17 protein-coding genes are annotated in these 18,567 nt (G+C 65.0%); 11 read left to right on the top strand and 6 right to left on the bottom strand.

Annotated features, from left to right (window positions below; genetic code table 11):
* Positions 1-189: 189 nt before the first annotated feature.
* Both H0S73_RS05610 and H0S73_RS05605 read right to left on the bottom strand, forming a co-directional pair.
* Complete coding sequence (locus H0S73_RS05610; protein ID WP_181051241.1) at positions 190-480, bottom strand: hypothetical protein; 291 nt, start codon at positions 478-480, stop codon at positions 190-192.
* Positions 481-803: 323 nt separating this feature from the next.
* Positions 804-1,223 carry a DoxX family protein gene (locus H0S73_RS05605; RefSeq protein ID WP_181051240.1) on the bottom strand — a complete coding sequence of 140 codons (420 nt, stop codon included), beginning with the start codon at positions 1,221-1,223 and terminating at the stop codon, positions 804-806.
* Positions 1,224-1,682: 459 nt separating this feature from the next.
* On the opposite strand from H0S73_RS05605, the gene H0S73_RS05600 reads away from it, so the two are divergent.
* On the top strand, positions 1,683-2,492 hold the full coding sequence (locus H0S73_RS05600; RefSeq protein WP_181051239.1) for a DUF1194 domain-containing protein: 810 nt from the start codon (positions 1,683-1,685) through the stop codon (positions 2,490-2,492).
* Positions 2,493-2,519: 27 nt separating this feature from the next.
* Here the strand turns inward: H0S73_RS05600 and H0S73_RS05595 are convergent, their stop codons facing one another.
* The gene (locus tag H0S73_RS05595; RefSeq protein WP_181051238.1) at positions 2,520-3,506 is read right to left on the bottom strand and encodes a Bug family tripartite tricarboxylate transporter substrate binding protein; all 987 of its coding nucleotides are present in this window, start codon (positions 3,504-3,506) and stop codon (positions 2,520-2,522) included.
* A 204-nt stretch (positions 3,507-3,710) separates the two neighbouring features.
* Between H0S73_RS05595 and H0S73_RS05590 the strand changes: the two genes are divergently transcribed.
* Both H0S73_RS05590 and H0S73_RS05585 read left to right on the top strand, forming a co-directional pair.
* A complete protein-coding gene (locus H0S73_RS05590; RefSeq protein WP_181051237.1) occupies positions 3,711-3,968 on the top strand; it encodes a hypothetical protein in 258 nt (85 codons plus the stop codon).
* Between the two features lie 221 nt (positions 3,969-4,189).
* Positions 4,190-5,821: an alpha-D-glucose phosphate-specific phosphoglucomutase gene (locus H0S73_RS05585; protein ID WP_181051236.1), complete on the top strand. Its 1,632-nt coding sequence runs from the start codon at positions 4,190-4,192 to the stop codon at positions 5,819-5,821.
* Positions 5,822-5,826: 5 nt separating this feature from the next.
* Here H0S73_RS05585 and H0S73_RS05580 read toward each other — a convergent pair whose 3' ends face one another.
* The gene (locus H0S73_RS05580) at positions 5,827-6,240 is read right to left on the bottom strand and encodes a VOC family protein (RefSeq protein WP_181051235.1); all 414 of its coding nucleotides are present in this window, start codon (positions 6,238-6,240) and stop codon (positions 5,827-5,829) included.
* Positions 6,241-6,645: 405 nt separating this feature from the next.
* On the opposite strand from H0S73_RS05580, the gene H0S73_RS05575 reads away from it, so the two are divergent.
* Entirely contained in the window at positions 6,646-6,963 is a 318-nt protein-coding gene (locus H0S73_RS05575) for a hypothetical protein (protein ID WP_425488214.1), read from the top strand.
* Between the two features lie 6 nt (positions 6,964-6,969).
* Here H0S73_RS05575 and H0S73_RS05570 read toward each other — a convergent pair whose 3' ends face one another.
* Entirely contained in the window at positions 6,970-8,028 is a 1,059-nt protein-coding gene (locus tag H0S73_RS05570; protein WP_181051233.1) for a LacI family DNA-binding transcriptional regulator, read from the bottom strand.
* A gap of 255 nt (positions 8,029-8,283) precedes the next feature.
* On the opposite strand from H0S73_RS05570, the gene H0S73_RS05565 reads away from it, so the two are divergent.
* The 7 genes from H0S73_RS05565 (at position 8,284) to H0S73_RS05535 (ending at position 15,372) form a co-directional block, all read left to right on the top strand.
* Entirely contained in the window at positions 8,284-9,804 is a 1,521-nt protein-coding gene (locus H0S73_RS05565) for a sugar ABC transporter ATP-binding protein (RefSeq protein ID WP_181051232.1), read from the top strand.
* Positions 9,801-10,799, top strand: coding sequence for an ABC transporter permease (locus tag H0S73_RS05560; protein ID WP_181051231.1), 999 nt, complete (start codon positions 9,801-9,803; stop codon positions 10,797-10,799). Before H0S73_RS05565 ends, H0S73_RS05560 begins: the two co-directional genes overlap by 4 nt.
* Before the next feature lie 66 nt (positions 10,800-10,865).
* Positions 10,866-11,816: a substrate-binding domain-containing protein gene (locus H0S73_RS05555; protein WP_181051230.1), complete on the top strand. Its 951-nt coding sequence runs from the start codon at positions 10,866-10,868 to the stop codon at positions 11,814-11,816.
* 124 nt (positions 11,817-11,940) lie between these two features.
* The gene (locus H0S73_RS05550) at positions 11,941-13,002 is read left to right on the top strand and encodes a sugar phosphate isomerase/epimerase family protein (RefSeq protein WP_181051229.1); all 1,062 of its coding nucleotides are present in this window, start codon (positions 11,941-11,943) and stop codon (positions 13,000-13,002) included.
* 17 nt (positions 13,003-13,019) lie between these two features.
* A complete protein-coding gene (locus tag H0S73_RS05545; protein WP_181051228.1) occupies positions 13,020-14,195 on the top strand; it encodes a Gfo/Idh/MocA family protein in 1,176 nt (391 codons plus the stop codon).
* Positions 14,196-14,306: 111 nt separating this feature from the next.
* On the top strand, positions 14,307-14,717 hold the full coding sequence (locus H0S73_RS05540; protein ID WP_246388739.1) for a Fur family transcriptional regulator: 411 nt from the start codon (positions 14,307-14,309) through the stop codon (positions 14,715-14,717).
* A 202-nt stretch (positions 14,718-14,919) separates the two neighbouring features.
* Positions 14,920-15,372, top strand: coding sequence for a Fur family transcriptional regulator (locus H0S73_RS05535; RefSeq protein ID WP_009763185.1), 453 nt, complete (start codon positions 14,920-14,922; stop codon positions 15,370-15,372).
* A gap of 108 nt (positions 15,373-15,480) precedes the next feature.
* On the opposite strand, the gene H0S73_RS05530 is transcribed toward H0S73_RS05535, so the two are convergent.
* Complete coding sequence (locus tag H0S73_RS05530; RefSeq protein WP_181051227.1) at positions 15,481-18,564, bottom strand: efflux RND transporter permease subunit; 3,084 nt, start codon at positions 18,562-18,564, stop codon at positions 15,481-15,483.
* Positions 18,565-18,567: the final 3 nt, after the last annotated feature.

Genomic DNA, 18,567 nt, shown 5'->3' with positions numbered 1-18,567 from the left:
CATGCATGTTTCCCGATCCTCGTCCGATTGCAGGAGCCGATGGATGGCCGGCGCAGCATGCGCCTTGTCTCGGGAAAGAATGCATTGCCGAGCGTATGACCGGCTCCAGCGGGAATCTCTCAAGGCGGATTGTCCGGCTCATGGGACATGGAGGAAGCCCGTCTCTTTGAATCGACGGCGCCCCAACGATCATTCCGGCTGAGCGTGCTCTTCCAATGCCTGAATGAGCTCCATGCATTTCGCGGCAACGACGGCCGCCACTTTCGGATCGCCATGATAGTGCCGCATGGCGACGGCATTCGCCTGCTCGAACAGGTCCGTCAGGTTTCCGGAGATGAAAGGGCGGGCGCTTGGAAACTCGAAGGTTTTGGGCTCGGAGCGGGATCTCGATTTCACGGGACGCTTCGGCTCGAACAGCGTCAGCACTTCGCACCGGTCGGCAATCTTCTTGAGATCCTTGAACGCGATGATCTCCGCCATGTCCTACTCCACGCAATACATCGTGCCCCGCTTTATCCTCTTCCGACGCAAAGGTCATGGGGCCTGCATCGAAAACGAGCGGTTCTTGAAAACCGTTCCAGAGAATAATCGCAGGGCCGGGAAAGTGGCCTTTCTCTTCCGGATTAAGCCGGTGTTGTGAGGCGCCTGCTCTCGGAATCGCCGCGCATGGATGTTCGGATGGACACGGACGCTCTTCCGCCGGCTTCGTGCCGGCCTCTCGCCCGTTCGAATCGCCGCGCTCAACGGAAGCGAGATCGCGGGCACGAGGCCGGTGAAGACATGGGACGGATCACCGCCGCGAATCAGCGTTCCCAGGAATGTCTCGGTCCTGCCGGGCGTCGTGCGCCGTCGATGCTCCAGGCGCCCGGGCCGGTGAAGACGAAGAGCAGGAACACGAAGCAAAAGAGGATCGCCGCATCGCCGCCGTTGAGCGCCGGATAGGGGCTCTGGGGCGCATGGAACATCCAATAGGCCACGGCCATCTCGCCGGCGAGCAGGAAGGCGACGAGTCGGGTGAACAAGCCGATGAGGATGAGGAAGCCTCCGGCGAGTTCGAGAATCGCGCCGATCCCGAACAGCGAGAGGAGCGGCGGCACGCCACCCTCCGGAGGAGCCGGGAAGCCGAACAGCTTCTGCGTTCCATGTTCCATGAAGATCAGGGCCGTGACGATCCTCAGGACGGCCAGGGCATGGGGCGACCAACGGTCGAGGGTGGCGAACATGCGAATGGAAACCTTCTGCTTGTGATCGGAACACCCAGGCAAGCCCGGGCCTCCGCCGACCGGGTTTATAAGGCGGCCGGGACATTCGGCCATTGCGTCCTCGGAAGCGGATCCGGGGAGGTGGAGCGCGGGCCGGTGCATCGGAATCGATCTCGCGCGCTCCCGAGAGCGCCACGGCCCACCTCTCCCTGCTGGGAGAGGTTATCCCGCGCGGAGGTCCAGCCTCGTTCCTCACGCTAAATTGAGCCTTCCGGCTCCCACCCCGAGACGATCCAGCCTTGCCCGGCGGGAGATTCGTGTCAGCCTCTCCGGATGATCCGCCTCATCGATCACCCCTCATCCTGAGAACCAGGCTCGTAAGGCGCGGGGTCTCTCCTCCTCTCAAGGGGGAGGGAAGCGCGCGAGTTCTGGCGTTGTCGGAGGGCGCATGGGCCGGACGTCGACGACATGGAGGTCGGGATGGGTTTCAGGCGTCTCAGCACGGTGGCGGCTCTGGTCGCGGCTCTCATGGCGGCATCGCCCTGGCTGTCCGCCTCCGCCGCCAGGGCGGAAACGGAAGTGGACGTCGCCCTCGTCCTCGCCGTGGACGTGTCCCGCTCCATGGATCCGGACGAGCAGGAGCTTCAGCGCCAGGGCTTCATCGAGGCCTTCCGCTCGCCGCAGGTGCACGATGCCATCAGGAACGGCATGCTGGGTCGCATCATCGTGACCTATTTCGAATGGTCGGGCGTCGAATACCAGCACGTCATCGTGCCCTGGACGGTCATCGACGGTCCGGAGGCGGCCGTGAGGTTCGCCGCCAGCCTGCACGACAATCCCATCGGCCGCCTGCGGCGGACATCGATCTCCGGCGCCATCGACTTCGGCGCCAAGCTGCTGGAGCAGACAGGCGTCGAGCCCATCCGCCGCGTGATCGACATCTCGGGCGACGGCCCCAACAGCAGCGGGAGGAGCGTCGTCGCGGCCCGCGACGAGGCCGTCGCGAAGGGTATCACCATCAACGGGCTTCCCATCATGCTCAAGCGCCCGACCGGCTTCGGCGATATGGAGAACCTCGACCTCTACTACAAAACCTGCGTCATCGGCGGCGAAGGCGCGTTCCTCGTCCCCGTGCAGGAGCGCCATCAATTCGCCGACGCCATCCGCACGAAGATCATCCGCGAGATCGCGGCCCTCCCCGCGCCGTCCCTGATCCAAAAAGTCCAGGCGGAGCCGCCCGTCAGCTGCCAGGAGGGCGAACGCGGGATGTATCGCTGGGACCGGAACTGACGTGATCTGAAGATCTGAGGTTAAGGCTCATTCCAGCGTGATGTTGGCCGTCCTGATCACCTTCTCCCACTTGGCGCCTTCCTCCTGCATGTAGGCGGACATCTCGGCGGGAGAGCTCTGGAGCACGTCGATGCCGGCGCCGATCAGCTTGTCGCGGATCTCCGCATTGCCGATCACGCTGCGATAGGTGTCGTTGAGCTTGGCGACGAGCTCGGGCGGCGTGCCTGCGGGCGCGACGAAGCCCTGCCAGGCCCAGGCCTCGAAGCCCGGCTGGTCGGCCGCCACCGGCGGGACGCCCGGAAGCCCCGCGAATTCCTTGGGCGAAGCGACCGCGATCGCCTGGACCGGTCCGGAGAGCTGCGAGCGGGCCGTGGCGAAATCGATGAACATCATGTCCACCTGCCCGGCAACCAGATCCTGCACGGCAGGCGCGGCGCCCCGGTACGGCACATGGGTGAGCTTGATCCCGGCTCCTTGACCGAGCAGTTCCGTGGCGAGGTGGAACGGGCTGCCCAGTCCCGGCGTCGCGTAGTTGATCTTGCCGGGGTTCTTCTTCGCCTCGGCCATGAGGTCCTGGACCGATTTCACCGGCAGCCTGTTCGTGTTGACGAGAAGCACCAGGGCGAAGCGCCCGGTGAGGGAGATCGGGGTGAAGTCCTTGTACGGGTCGAAGGACAGTTTCCGGTAAAGGGTGCGGTTCGTCGCGAAGGTCGCGGTATCGCCCAGGAGCAGCGTATAGCCGTCGGGCTCCGCGCGCGCCACCGTGTCGGCCCCGATATTGGTGCCCGCGCCGGGCTTGTTCTCGATGACGAATTGCTGACCGAGCTTCTCCCCCATGGCGCCGAAGACGAGGCGGGCGAAGAAATCCGTTCCGCCGCCGGCCGCATAGGGCACGATCACCCGCACGGGCCGGGTGGGGTACGCCGACTGCGCGAAGCCCGGCCAGGGCGCCAGGGTCGCGGCGGCGGATCCGGCGGCCAGGGTCTTGAGGAGGTTTCGGCGGGTCGGATTCATGGCGTTCTCCCGGGGACCGGCCCCGTTTCCAAGGCTTGTTGATCGGCGGGAGATAGCGTGGCCCTTTGCAGCCACAAGGCCGACCTAAGTTGAGGCCCGGATGCGGACGATCCGCGGTTTTTTAGCGTTTTGCCTGAACATGGCGGCCCCCCCCAGCATTCTCCTCTTGAGCACGCAAAGCCTCGCCAAGACAGGAGATGACCTATGGGCGTGAAAAAAGAAGAAGACGAACTGGTCGATGCAGGTTCGGAATATTCCTTCCCGGCCAGCGACCCGCCCTCCTACATGGGCGGTTCGGCCGTGGCCGGTCCTCCTCCGCAGAAGGAGCCCGCGCGGGAGCCAGTGAACACGGCCGTATCCGACCCGGACGAGGTCAAGCCGGTGTGCGACGCTCCGCAGGACGCCGATCCCGCCCAGGCGGGCAAGGCGAACAAGCAGCCCTCCGGCGGCAACAATCCCTAGCCTGCTTCGTTCGCCCGTCTCTGGCATGTCCTATCGCAAGGATATGCCAGGGATTGCGGCAGAACCTTCCAGTCGATTGCCGGATCCTTCATCCTGCCTTCATCTTGGCAGTGGCATCTGCCCTGAGTGACCCTAAAATGGTCCGTGATCCCGTCCGGGATCGGCAAAGGATTTCGAGACCTGGCCCCGGCGGGGCCGCCTCAAGGAAGTGATCTGCACCGATGGTGACCACCCGTATTCCGACGACACCGTTTTCCGACCAGCGTCCCGGCACGTCCGGCCTGCGCAAGAAGGTCACCGTCTTCCAGCAACCCCGGTATGTGGAAAACTTCATCCAGTCGATCTTCGACACCGTCGAGAACAAGGACGGTTCGACCCTGGTCATCGGCGGCGACGGGCGCTTCTTCAACGAATCCGTCGTCCAGACCGCGATCAGGATGGCGGCGGCGAACGGTTTCGGCCGCGTCCTCGTCGGCCGGAAGGGCCTTTTGTCGACGCCGGCCGCCTCCTGCGTGATCCGCAAGCACAAGGCCATCGGCGGCCTCGTGCTCTCGGCCAGCCACAATCCGGGCGGGCCGGACGGCGATTTCGGGATCAAGTTCAACATGTCCCACGGCGGCCCCGCGCCGGAATCGTTCACCGAGGCCGTATTCCAGAAGGCGAGCGCGATCACGGAATACAGGATCGCCGATGTGCCGGATATCGACCTCAACACGATCGGGCGGAGCCAGGTCGGCGACATGGCCGTCGAGGTGATCGACCCCGTCGCCGATTACGCCGAGCTGATGGAGCGGCTGATCGATTTCGACGCCATCGCCGAGCTGTTCCGCTCCGGCTTCCGCATGCGCTTCGATGCGCTCAGCGCCATCACGGGCCCCTATGCGAAAGCCATTCTCGAAGGCCGCCTCGGCGCACCGGCCGGCACGGTGGTCAACGGCGAGCCGAAGCCCGATTTCGGCGGCCACCATCCCGATCCGAACCCGGTCCACGCCCATGACCTCATGGAGCTGATGTACGGCCCCGACGCGCCCGATTTCGGCGCCGCCTCCGACGGCGACGGCGACCGCAACATGATCGTGGCGAAGGGCCTGTTCGTGACGCCGAGCGACAGCCTCGCCATCCTCACGAGTCACGCCCATCTGGCGCCCGGCTACGCCAAGGGCCTTTCCGGCGTGGCCCGGTCCATGCCGACGAGCCGCGCGGCCGACCGGGTCGCGGCGAAGCTCAACATCAACTGCTTCGAGACGCCCACGGGCTGGAAGTTCTTCGCCAATCTTCTGGACGCGGGCCTCATCACCCTGTGCGGCGAGGAGAGCGCGGGTACGGGTTCGAACCATATCCGCGAAAAGGATGGCCTCTGGGCCGTGCTGCTCTGGCTCAACATCCTGGCCGTCACCCGCAAACCTGCGGACCAGATCGTGCGCGAGCACTGGGCCATGTTCGGGCGCGACTACTACACCCGCCACGATTACGAGGAACTCGAGACGGCGCCGGCCAATGCCCTGATGGATGCGCTGCGGGCCAAGCTCCCCAGCCTGCCCGGCCAGCGCTTCGGCAACCTCACGGTCCAGTCCTGCGACGACTTCGCCTATACGGACCCGGTCGATGGGTCCGTGACGCCGAAGCAGGGCATCCGCATTCTCTTCGCGGAAGATGCCCGCGCGGTGTTCCGCCTGTCGGGCACCGGTACGTCGGGTGCGACCCTGCGCGTCTATCTCGAACGCTTCGAGCCGAATACCGACCGGCACGACAGGCCGACGGCCGAGGTCCTGGCTCCCATCGTCCAGGCCGCGAACGAGATCGCCGAGATCGCCGCCCGCACAGGCCGCAACGAGCCCAGCGTCGTAACCTGACAGGCCTAATAGGTTTCCCAGAGCCCCGGCGTCGCCAGCTCCAGGAGATGGCCGTCGGGATCGCGGAAATAGACGCTGGTCCCGCCCCGGGACCAGGTCGTCCGGCTCTCGATGGGGATGCCGCGCTCCGCAAGGCGTCTTTCCCACGCCGGCAGCTCGTCGGCTGAAACGGCGAAGCCGATATGCAGCGGCCCCTGCCCGTCATGGCCAGGGATCGTCCCGCCGGGCGTGGTCATATCCTCCCGGGACGCACCGCGCAGGAAGAGCAGCAGCACGCTCTTTCCGCCCACATCGAACGCGCACATGCGCTGGTTGCCGAAAAGCGCCCTCAGGCCGAGGGCCTCCTCATAAAAGGCCCGGGCGCGCGTCAGGTCGTCGACATAGAGCGCCGTCTCGAGAACGGCATTCAACGTGGGCATATCCGGCCTCGTCCCAATCTCACTGCCTGCATTTTGCCCACGGACGTCCTGTCCATGTCCAGTCGGCCTTGGAAAACCGCGGGTTCAAGGGCGGCGAAAAATTGGGCAATGATGCTGACCTTTTGGTCTTGAAACGGGCCTCCCGACCCCTTATTTCTTGCAATGCAACACGGCGATTGGCGTCGCAGCGTTGCTGCCCTTCTTGGGCGTTTCCTCCCTAAACTTCGGGCCGTTGGCAACAACGGCCTTTTTTCTTGCCTGAAGGCAGGATTCCTGAGGCGCTGCAGGACCGGAACATCCCGGAAACCCGACGGTTTCCCCTCCAACGGAGCCCGGGAGAGTCAGATGTCCACCCGTTCAGACAATCATCACGCCGACATTCCTCCGACACGGACCGCCGAGCCCATGGATGCGCCGCCTCTGACCGAGGGTTCGACCACGGCGCAGCTGAAGGGCGACATCGACAGCGGCCGCACGGGCGACAAGACACAGGTGTTCGATCCCGGCCTCTCTCCGCTGGGCACCGACGACGAGGCGGCCGGTACGCCGCCGACGCCGGCGCAGGTCGATCAGGCCCGCCATCAGGAATCCTCCGCACGCTGGAAGGAAGGCGCCGAGAAGGACAGCTATGCCCATAAGGATTCCCGCAAGGCCCTTTATGCCTTCGTCGGCTTCATCGGGCTGGTGCTCGTCCTGTTCGTGGGTGCCGTCTCGATCTTCTGATCAGGTTTATCGCGACGCCACGCTGTCCCGGATCACCAGCTCCGTCTCCAACCGGATCCGCTTGGGGGACGGCCGCCCCTGCAGCAGATCGATCAGGGCCGATGCCGCGGCCTGCCCCAATTCCCGCCGCGGCTGGCGGATGGTGGTCAGCGCCGGTTCAGCCACGCCGGCAAACTCGATATCGTCGAAACCGGCCACGGAAATGTCCGCCGGGATTCTGAGCCCTGCGGAGAAGAGTGTCCGCATCAACCCGATGGCCATCTCGTCGCTGGTGCAGAACACGGCCGTCGGGCGGTCTTGGCGTGCCACGATGTCCTGCCCTGCCCGCGTGCCCGACTCGATGGTGTAATCCCCCGGGATGACGAGGGCCGGATCGAACGGCAGCCTGGAGGCCGCCAGTCCGTCCATGTAGCCCTGGAAGCGCTCGCGTTCGAGGATATTGATCGCGGGGCCGCTCACATAGGCAATGCTGCGATGTCCCAGGGAGGCCAAATGCTGGGTCATCCGGGAGGCCGCCGCGCGGTTGTCGATCTCGATTTGCGGAATGTCGGCGCCGGGAATGCCCTCGCAGAGCGCCACGAGCGGAATCGTGATGCGGGCCGGTTTTCCCTCCCCTTCGCGGCTCTGTCCGAACAGATGGCCGTTCAGGAGGATCGCGCCATCCACGCGGCCCGCCGCCGTGAAGGCAGCGAAGTGCGCCTCTTTCTCGGGCGAGCCGTCGAGATCGCTGATGATCATGCCGTATCCGGCCTCGAAGAGGGTTTCCTCGATGCCGCGCAGGATCTTGGAGAAGAAGGTATTCGCCAGGTCAGGCAGGACGACCAGGACCATGTAGGTCTTCTGCGAGCGCAAGGTGCGCGCGGCAGGGTTGGGCACGTAGCCGGTCTTGGCGATGGCTTCCAGGACCCGCGCGCGGGCCTCGGGCGAGACCCGCTCCGGGGTCGCAAGGGCCCGGCTGACCGTCGCGGTCGAGACATCGGCGAGCTTGGCGACATCCTGGATCCGCGTCGCGCGGACCGAGATGCCTTCGTGCTCCGGCCTGTCCGTGTGCCCGATGTCGTCCATGAACCTCCCCCTACCATGGTTCTGTTTGACAGAACCCGGGGTTTCGGTAAAGTTTCATGTAATCGATTACATGCGGCCGTTGCCGCACCCATCGATCACCCTACATCGTCGATTGTCCCGGCAAGAGGACAAAGCTGATAATCCAGGAGGAAACGAATGCCAGCCCAAGCCACATCCGGCTGATCCGCACCGCACAATCCCTTGATGGTCGTCTTCCCCCGTGGAAGCGAGCGATGCCGCTCATCTGGAGCCGTTATGGAATCCGTTCTTCGCGCCGAGAACATCTCGAAATCCTTCGGACCCATCGAGGTCCTGAGCGGCATTTCGCTGGATCTGAAACCCGGCGAGGTCCATGCGGTCATCGGCGAGAACGGGGCCGGTAAATCGACCCTGATGCGGATCCTCTCGGGCCATATCGCGCCCACGAAGGGCAGCCTCCACCTGAACGGCCGGGCGATTACCTTTTCCGGACCGGTGGACGCGGAGAGCCACGGCATCGTTCTCGTGCACCAGGAGATCCTCCTCGCGCCCGACCTGACGGTGGCGCAGAACCTCTTCCTCGGCCGCGAGATCAAGCGCTTCGGCTTCGTCGACGACAAGGCCATGCGCGAGCGGACGCGGTCCATCCTGCGTGAGCTCGGCACCCGGATCGACCCCGACCGCGAGGTCGGCCGCCTGTCCATCGCCGACCGGCAACTGGTGCAGATCGCCCGCGCACTGCTCGTGCCGCACACGGTCGTCGCCTTCGACGAGCCGACCGCGGTGCTCACGCCCATTGAAGCCGAAAGCCTGTTCGCGATCATCCGCAAGCTGCGTTCCCAGGGCGTGGCGGTGCTCTACATCTCGCATCGTTTGAACGAGGTGAAGGCGATCGCGGATCGCGTCACAGTGCTGCGTGACGGACGCCATGTGGCGACCCGCGATATCGAAGGCCTGGAGCCGCTCGAGATGGCGCGCCTCATGGTCGGCCGCGACATGTCCAAGCTCTACCCGGAAAAGCCCGCCACCGCCTCCGATCAGGCTCTTCTCACCGTGCGCGACATGGCCGTACCGGGCTATGTGGAGAACGCCTCCTTCACGCTCCATCGCGGCGAGATCCTTGGCTTCGGCGGCTTGATCGGAGCGGGCCGGACCGAATTGTTCGAGGCCCTGGTGGGTCTTCGTCCGGGCCACGGCACGATCACCCTCGACGGCCGGCAGGTTCATTTCCGCGACGCCCGCGAGGCGATGGAAGCGGGCATCGTCTATCTCTCCGAAGACCGGAAGGGCAAAGGCCTGCTGCTGCAGCAGAACCTGCGTGTGAACCTGACCCTGGCAGCCCTGGAAAAATTCAGCCGAGGCTCCTTTCTCGACGGCGGCGGCGAAGAGCAGGCCCTCGACAAGGCGATCAAGGATTTCGACATCCGCACCCGCCGCCGCGATCTTCTCGCCGGACAGCTCTCCGGCGGCAACCAGCAGAAGCTCCTGCTCGCCAAGATGATGCTAGTCGAGCCGCGCATCGTCGTCATCGACGAGCCGACGCGCGGCGTCGATATCGGCACCAAGGAGCAGATCTACCGCTTCATCGCCTCGCTCGCCGCCGAGGGCCGCGCCGTCGTCGTCATCTCGTCCGAGATGCAGGAGCTGATCGGCCTGTGCCATCGGGTCGTCGTGATGCGCAACGGGCGCGTCGCGGGCGAGGTCGCCCAGTCCGACCTGTCCGAGGATTCCATCGTTTATCTCGCCACCGGCGTCCATGAGGAAAGGGCGGCGGACATCGCCGCAGGCCACGCATGACCGAAACCGTTCTGCGCTCCACCGCCGAAAAGCGCCGGCTCAATGTCGACATGCGGGCGCTTTCGCCCTTCATTGCGCTGATCGTGCTGATCATCGCGGGCGCACTGATCAATCCGGATTTCCTCACCGCGTCGAACCTGCTCAACGTGGTCACGCGCTCAGCCTTCATCGCCATTATCGCGGTCGGTGCGACCTTCGTGATCGCCGGCGGCGGACTCGATCTCTCGGTCGGCTCGATGGCGGCGCTCACAGCGGGCGTCATGATCCTGACCCTGAACAATCTCGGCGGCGGCGACGTGGGAACGCTCGCGCTCGGCATGCTGGCCGCCATCGCGCTCAGCGCCGCCTGCGGCCTGGCGAACGGCCTCATCGTCACGTTCGGGCGCATCGAGCCCTTCATCGTGACGCTCGGCACCATGGGCATCTATCGCTCTCTCGTGATCTGGCTGGCGGCGGGCGGCACGATCACCATGCGCAACTACGACCTGCGCGAGCTCTACCGCCCGGTTTATTTCGACAGCTTTCTCGGCGTTCCGATTCCCATCATCGCGTTCCTCGTGGTGGCCGCCATCGGGGCGCTGATCCTCTATCGCACCTCCTTCGGCCGGCACGTGGTGGCGCTCGGCTCGAACGAGGACGTAGCCCGCTACTCGGGCGTGCCGATCTGGCGCGTGCGCACGCTGACCTATGTCATCCAGGGCATCTGCGTCGGCATCGCCGTGCTGGTCTACGTGCCGCGCCTCGGCTCGGCGACGCCGACGACCGGCCTCCTGTGGGAATTGCAGGCCATCACGGCCGTGGTCATCGGCGGCACCGCGCTGAAGGGCGGCGTCGGCCGCGTCTGGGGTACGGTGGTCGGCGCCGTGATCCTCGAACTCGTCGCCAACATCATGGTGCTGTCGAACTTCGTCTCCGAGTTTCTCGTGGGCGCGGTCCAGGGCGCCATCATCATTGTCGCCATGCTCGTGCAGCGGTCAGTCCACCGCGGGCGATGAAACCGGGCTCAAGCCCACCGGACAAGGGACAAAGGGCTTGAAATCAATGCTTCAGGGAGGAATGAAATGAAAGCAACGGTACTGAAGATCGCGGTTGCCGCAGGCCTCATGGCCGGCGGCGCCACCGGGGCCATGGCCCAGCAGAAGAACGTGACGATCGGCGTCTCGATCCCGGCCGCGACCCATGGCTGGACGGGCGGCGTCGTCTACCACGCGCAGGAAACCGCCAAGCTGCTCGAGAAGGGCTATCCGGGCCTCAAGGTCATCGTGAAGACCTCTCCGGACGGCGCTTCCCAGGCGAACGCCCTCGACGACCTGACCTCGCAGAAGGTCGACGCGCTGGTGGTGCTGCCCTTCAACTCCGACGAGCTGACGAACCCGGTCCGCGAGATCAAGAAGCGCGGCACCTTCGTCACGGTTGTCGATCGCGGCCTCAAGGACCCGTCGATCCAGGACATCTACGTCGCCGGCAACAACCCGGAATTCGGCCGCGTCGCCGGCAAGTACTTCGTCGACAACCTGAAGCAGGGCAACGTCGTGGTCTTCCGCGGCATTCCGACGGTGATCGACGAGGAGCGCGTGTCGAACTTCGAGAAGGCGCTCGAAGGCTCGGGCGTGAAGGTGATCGACAAGCAATACGCCAATTGGAACCGGGACGACGCCTTCAAGGTGATGCAGGACTTCCTGTCCAAGCACCCGAAGATCGACGCGGTCTGGGCTTCGGACGACGACATGGCGCTCGGCATCATGGAGGCGATCCGGCAGGCCAAGCGCGAGGACATCAAGTTCGTCCTCGGCGGCGCCGGCATGAAGGACATGATCAAGAAGGTGATGGACGGCGACAAGATGATCCCGGCCGACGTCTCCTATCCGCCGTCGATGATCTCCACCGCCATGGGCGTCACCGCAGCGCATTTCTACAGCAACGCTCCGATGCGCGGCACCTACGTGCTCAACGCCCAGCTGATCACGAAGGACAACGCGAAGGATCACTACTTCCCCAACTCGCCGTTCTAATTTGATGGCGTGGCCCTCGCCTCTCTCGACCGGGAGAGGCGAGGCAACGGCAAGCCGCTCGATCTCCGTGCGGCTTCCCCTTGCCAGTTCTTACCCTCACCCACGCCACCTCGGGAGTTCACCCATGAAGACCATGAAGGGCCCCGGCCTTTTCCTTGCGCAATTCGCAGGCGACGAGGCTCCGTTCAACTCGCTCGACGCGATCTGCCGCTGGGCCGCCTCCCTCGGCTACAAGGGCGTGCAGATTCCTACCTTCGATCCGCGCCTGTTCGACCTCGAGAAGGCCGCGGAATCGGACGCCTATTGCGACGAGATCACCGGCATCGTGCGCTCGCACGGGATGGAGATCACGGAACTCTCCACCCACCTGCAGGGCCAGCTCGTCGCGGTGCATCCCGCCTATGACGAGGCCTTCGATGGATTCGCGGCCCCGGAGGTGCGCGGCAATCCGAGGGCCAGGCAGGAATGGGCGGTGAACCAGATGCTCATGGCGGCGAAAGCCTCGAAGCGCCTGGGCCTGAATGCCAGCGTCACCTTCTCCGGCGCCCTCGCCTGGCCCTTCATGTATCCCTGGCCGCAGCGTCCGGCCGGTCTCGTCGAGACCGCCTTCGAGGAGCTGGGGCGCCGCTGGAAACCCATTCTCGATGCCTATGAGGATGCGGGCTGCGACGTCTGCTACGAGATTCACCCCGGCGAGGACATCCACGACGGCGCCACCTTCGAGCGCTTCGTCGACGCGGTGGGCGAGCATCGGCGCGCCTGCATCAATTACGACCCGAGCCACTTCCTGCTGCAGCAGCTCGATTACGTGGCCTTCATCGATCTCTATCACGAGCGCATCAAGGCGTTCCACGCCAAGGACGCGGAGTTCAACCCGTCCGGGCGCGTCGGCGTCTATGGCGGCTACGAGAGCTGGATCAACCGTGCCGGACGCTTCCGCTCGCTCGGCGACGGGCAGGTGGACTTCAACGCCATCTTCTCCAAGCTCGCGCAGTACGACTACGATTCCTGGGCCGTGCTGGAATGGGAATGCGCTTTGAAGCATCCCGAGGACGGCGCGCGCGAAGGCGCCGAGTTCATCAACGCGCATATCATCCGCGTGACGGAAAAGGCCTTCGACGATTTCGCCGCCGGCGGAACGGACGAGGCGGCGAACCGCCGGATGCTCGGCATCGACGCCGGCTAAGCGACAAGGGGGCACCTATGACGATTGCAGGATCACCGGATCAGAAGCTGAACCGCCGCTTGCGCCTCGGCATGGTCGGCGGCGGACGCGGCGCCTTCATCGGCGCCGTGCACCGCATCGCCGCCCGTCTCGACGACCGTTGGGAACTGGTGGCGGGTGCCCTCTCGTCCGATCCGGAGCGGGCCAGAGCTTCCGGAGAGGATCTGCTCCTGAAGCCGGACCGCATCTACGGCGATTTCGACGAGATGGCCCGCCGCGAGCGGCGGCTGAAGGACGGCATCGATGCGGTCGCCATCGTGACGCCGAACCACGCCCACGCGGCGGCGGCGCGCGCCTTCCTCAAGGCGGGCATCCACGTGATCTGCGACAAGCCGCTCACGACCACGCGGCGCGAGGCGGATCAGCTCGCCAAGCTCGCGCGCGAATCCGGCCTCGTCTTCGCGGTGACGCACAACTACACGGGCTACCCGCTCGTGCGGCAGGCCCGCGCCATGGTGCAGGCGGGCGAGCTCGGCGCGATCCGCGTCGTGCAGGTGGAATACGCGCAGGACTGGCTCGCCACGCGCATGGAGGAGACCGGCAGCAAGCAGGCGGAATGGCGCACGGATCCGGCCCGCTCGGGTCCCGCCGGCGCGGTCGGCGACATCGGCACGCATGCCTTCAACCTCGCCGAGTTCATCGCAGGCGACGAGGTCACGTCCCTGTCGGCGGAGCTGCACACCTTCGTGGAGGGCCGCAGGCTCGACGACAACGCGCACATGATGCTGCGCTTCGCGTCGGGCGCCAAGGGCATGCTCTGGTGCAGCCAAGTGGCGGCCGGGCTCGAGAACGGCCTGAAGATCCGCATCTACGGCGAGAAGGCCGGTCTCGAATGGCATCAGGAGAACCCCAACTATCTCACCTTCTCGCCCCTGGGCGAGCCGCCGCGCACGATCCGCCGCAACGGCTATGGGGCCGACGATGTCTCCCGCGCGGCCTCGCGCATCCCGGGCGGGCATCCGGAAGGCTATCTGGAAGGCTTCGCGCAGCTCTACACGGACGTGGCCGAGCAGATCGCCGCCCGGATGGAGAACCGCGAGCCCAACCCCTTCTCGCTCCAGGTGCCGACCGTGGAGCACGGCGTGCGCGGCGTGCGGTTCATCGAAGCGGCGGTGCGCTCGTCGCAGCGCAAGGCCGCCTGGGTCGATCTTTAGACGGGGAACAGGGGGCCGGCTTCACCGGCCCCCACCCCTCTTCCCTTGAAATCGCCTCCGCAATCATGACGTATAGGTTCATCGCCCATACGCGGATCAGACGATTTCAAGATGGCTTCCACGCATCACCACAACGGCCTCGAGGACCTGAACGACACCCAGAAGCGGGTGCACCGGATTCTGTGCTCCGCCCAGAACCCGCTCTCGGCCTATGAGGTCCTTGACAAGATGCGGGCCAAGGGCGCCGTCACGCCGCCGACGGTCTACCGGTCCCTGGACAAGCTGATCGAGAAGGGCCTCGCCCACCGGCTCGAGAGCCTCAACGCCTATGTGGCCTGCAAGCACCCCCACCACGAGCACGACATGGCGGCCTTCGCCATCTGCGAGAGCTGCGGCCTCGTGAAGGAATTCACGGACCCGCATATCAGCGAGCGCCTCTCCCATTGGGGCGATGACCATGCGTTCCGCACCGAGAAAGTCACGGTCGAGATCCGCGGCCTGTGCGAAAGCTGCGCCAAGTAAAGCTTATCCTCAGGAACGTCGACCTATATTGTTACTTTATTTCGACGACAATTCCCCATAATAGGCCGTGCTTTTACTCCAACGCCAAATTCCTTTACGGAATATGCACAGCTGCAAGCCCTTCCAGTAACGATAGCACATTGTCAGCCGCACATTTTCCCTATATAAATATGTAGGTTCCGTAATAACAGGAGTGTGGCTCATGAGCACAAAGGCCCTCAGGAAAGAAGAAGAGGAAAACCTCCTCCGTCGTGCAGACGATCTGTGCCGCCAGAACAATCTCAGGCTCACGCCGATTCGCGAGCGCGTGTATCGCGAGCTGGTTCAGAGCGGCGGCCCGGTCGGAGCTTACGATCTCGTCGACCGTCTCAGCAGCGAGAAGAAGCGGCTCGCCCCGGTGACGATCTATCGCGCGCTCGACTTCCTGCGCGATGCCGGTCTCGTCCACCGTCTGGCGACCCAGAACTCCTACGTCATTTCCCACGGCCAGCCGGACGTGAACGCGATGAAGATCATGTTCGTCGATTCCAAGACGGGCGAGACCATCGAGGTCCACTCCACCGAGGTCGCGGAGGCCGTGAAGAAGGCCGCCGAGCAGGCCGGCTTCAAGTCCGTCTCGCCCTTCATGGAAGTCGAGGGCGAAATCGCCCACTGATCGCAGGCAGGAAGGCGGGAACGATTTCGGAACCCTGCCTTTCCTGTCTTGAAACTTAAAAGGCCGGGCATTGCCCGGCCTTTTCCTTGTCGCGATGGAGCGGATGCCCTACTCGGCCGCCAGGGCCTGGCGATGGGGATGCGCATCCTCGGCCCGGCCGGCCCGCACCGTCTCCTTCGAGATGAAGGTGTAGAACATCGGCACCACGAAGAGCGTGAAGATCGTGCCGATCGACATACCCGAGGCGATGACGAGGCCCATGGAGAAGCGCGCCGCCGCGCCCGCGCCGCTGGCATAGAGCAGCGGCGCGACGCCGAGCACCATGGCGGCCGTGGTCATGAGGATCGGGCGAAGACGCACGCGCGCCGCCTCCTCGATGGCCTCTCGCTTGTTGACGCCGTGCTTCTCCTTCAGATCGTTGGCGAACTCCACCATCAGGATGCCGTGCTTGGTGATCAGACCCACGAGGGTGATCAGCCCGACCTGCGTGTAGATGTTCAGCGTCGCGAGCCCGACATTCAGGAAGATCATGGCGCCGAACATGGAGAGCGGCACCGACATCATGATGATGAACGGATCGCGGAAGCTCTCGAACTGCGCCGCCAGCACCAGATAGATCACGATGACCGCGAGACCGAAGGCGAGGAAGATCGAGCTTCCTTCCTGGATCTCCAGGCGCGACTGGCCGGCATAATCCTCGTAGAAGCCCTGGGGCATGACCTCCTTGCCGATGGAGCGCAGCGTCGCCAGCCCCTCAGAGGTGGTCACGCCGGGCATGGGCAGCGCCGAGACGGTCGCCGAGTTGAGCTGGTTGAACTGCTCGATGACCGCCGGGGCCGCGTCCGTCTTGATGCTGACGAGCGCGGAGAGCGGGACCATGGACCCGTCGGAAGCCCGCACATAGTACTCGGCCAGGCGTTCCGGATTCAGGCGGTCCTGCTGCCGGACCTGGCTGACCACGTCGTAGCTCCGGCTGTCGCGGTCGAACTTCGAGATCGGCGCGCCGCCCACCAGGGCGCCGAGCGTGTTGCCGATCTCCGAGACCGGCACGCCAAGAGCGGCGGCCCGGTCGCGGTCCACCGTGATGCGGGCGCGCGGGGTCTCGTAGGAGATGGAGTTCTGAACCACGATGAACTTGCCGGACTTCATCGCGCGCTTGCGAATCTCCTCGGCCACCTCGTAGGCCTGGGACGAGTCGCCGATGGTCCGCAGCACGTACTGGACCGGCAGGCCGTCGCCGCCACCGGGAAGAGACGGCGGCGCGAAGGCGAAGGCCTGTACGCCCGCGTTCTCGTTCAGGAGGTTCTGGATCTCCTGCTTGGTCGCGGCCCCCTTCTTGTCGCGCTCGCTCCACTCCTTCAGCTTGAAGCCGAAGAAGCCGCCGCCGCCGCCGTCGATGCCGACGATGAGGAAGCTGTCCTCGATCTCGGGGATCTTCTCGCCCGCCTTCGTGAACTGCTTGGAGAAGGCCTGGGTATACTCGGCCGTGGCGTATTTCGGCACGTTGACGATGCCGAGATAGGCGCCCTGATCCTCTTCCGGCGCGAGCTCGGAGGAGGTCTTGGTGAACAGGAACGCCGTGGTGCCGAGCAGGACGGCGACGATGACCAGGGTCACGCCGCGATAATCCAGCGAGCCTTTCAGGCGCCGCGCATACCAGTTCTCGAGCCGCGTGAAGGTGCGGTCCACGAAGGCCGCGAAGCGACCCTGGCCGCCATGCGCCTTCAGCAGCTTCGACGACATCATGGGCGAGAGCGTCACCGCGATGATGCCCGAGATGATCACCGCGCCCGCGAGCGTGAAGGCGAACTCGCGGAAGAGCGAGCCGGTCAACCCCTGCGTGAACCCGATGGGTGCGTACACCGCCGCCAGCGTGACCGTCATGGACACGATGGGAAGGAAGATCTCCTTCATGCCCACGATGGCCGCGTCGACGGGCTTGAGCCCCTCCTCGATGTGACGGTGGATGTTCTCCAGCACCACGATGGCGTCGTCGACCACGAGACCGATGGCGAGCACCATTGCCAGCAGGGTCAGGAGGTTGATCGAATAACCCAGCACATAGAGGAAGAAGCACACGCCGATGAGCGAGAGCGGGATCGTCACGATGGGGATCAGCACCGAGCGGAAGGAGCCCAGGAAGAGCAGGATCACCACCACGACGATGAGGGCCGCCTCGCCGATGGTCTTGAACACTTCCTCGATGGAGGCCGAGATGAAGTTAGACGCGTCGTAGACGATCTCGACGCTCATGCCCTTCGGCAGGGTCGGGCGGATCTCGTTGATGGCCTTCGTGACTTCGGCCGCCACGGTCAGCGGGTTGGCCGACGGCGTCGGCGTGATGCCGATGAAGGTGCCCTGGCTGCCGTTGAAGCTGACGATGGTATCCGTGCTCTTGGGGCCGAGCTCCACATCCGCCACGTCGCGCAGGCGCACGACCTGGTCGCCCGCCGAGCGGATCGGCAGCATGCCGAAGGTCTCGGGCGTCTGCAGCGTCGTCTGCATGTCGAGCCGGTAGGCTACGTAATCGCTCTGCGTCTTGCCGGGCGCCGCGAGGAAGTTGTTGGCATTGATCGCCTGAACGACATCGCCCGCCGTGACGCCGCGAGCCGCCAGGCGCACGGGGTCGAGCCAGACGCGCATGGAGAAGTCGCGACCGCCGAGGATTTCGGCATTGCCGACGCCGTCGAGCGTCGCGAAGCGCGGCTGCACCACGCGGGTGAGGAATTCGGAAACCTGCTCCGGATTCATCTCCGTGCTGCCGAAGGTCAGGTACATGAGCGCGAAGCTCTGGCCCGTGCCCTTCATGATCACCGGATCCTCGGCCTCCGAGGGAAGCTGCGCGCGCACCTGCTGCACCTTCGCGGTGACTTCGGTGAGCGCGGCGTTCGGATCCGTGTTCAGGCGCATGCGCACCGACACCGTGCTGATGCCGAGGCGGCTTTGCGTCGTCACATAGTCCACGCCTTCCGCGCTAGACACGGACTTGGCGATGGGCGTGCTGATGAAGCCCTGGATCAGATCGGCACTGGCGCCCGTATAGGTCGTCGTGATCGTGATCGTGGTTTCCTCGACCTCAGGATACTGACGAACCTGGAGGCTCATCAGGCCCTGCGCGCCGAGCAGCAGGATCAGGAGGCTCACCACCATCGACAGGACGGGGCGGCGGATGAAAAGTTCGGTGAAACTCATGGC

This window comes from Microvirga mediterraneensis, assembly GCF_013520865.1.
Classification (GTDB): Bacteria; Pseudomonadota; Alphaproteobacteria; order Rhizobiales; family Beijerinckiaceae; genus Microvirga; species Microvirga mediterraneensis.
This window is presented reverse-complemented; position numbering and strand designations above follow the sequence as displayed.